Raw genomic sequence first — 396 nt, forward strand, 5'->3', positions numbered from 1 at the left:
CCGCCGCGAGAGGTGACCCACAATGCCTGACGACCCCAACACACCCGACGATACCAACGACGGCAACAGCATCGGTTCTGACGACGAGGATATCGTGATGGACGACGTCGAAGACGAAGCGGACTTCCTCGAAAACCGCGATCCCGAGGATTATCCCTCGGGGCTGCAGATCACGTCCGACTCCGATGAGGCCCACCGCCAGGCTGCGGTTGACCGCCTTGACCGCTGGGACGCTGGCGAGGAAGTTCCGCACGTCATCAACTTCCAGAATCCGAGCGATCTCCGGGCGTTGCTCACTGACCGCCGTGTTGAGCTTCTTCGGAGCATTATGACCGAACGACCGGACAGCATCCGCCAGCTGGCTGAGCGGCTCGATCGTGATGTCAAGACCGTCCA

Annotated in this window: 1 protein-coding gene; it reads left to right on the plus strand. The window is 61.4% G+C overall.

Annotation, left to right across the window (positions count from 1 at the left end):
• Nucleotides 1-22 precede the first annotated feature (22 nt).
• On the plus strand, nt 23-396 hold a 374-nt coding region (locus tag C495_RS16905; protein ID WP_008165150.1), incomplete at its 3' end, for an HVO_A0114 family putative DNA-binding protein.

Origin of the sequence: Natronorubrum sulfidifaciens JCM 14089 (assembly GCF_000337735.1) — an archaeon.
In the GTDB taxonomy this organism is placed as follows: domain Archaea; phylum Halobacteriota; class Halobacteria; order Halobacteriales; family Natrialbaceae; genus Natronorubrum; species Natronorubrum sulfidifaciens.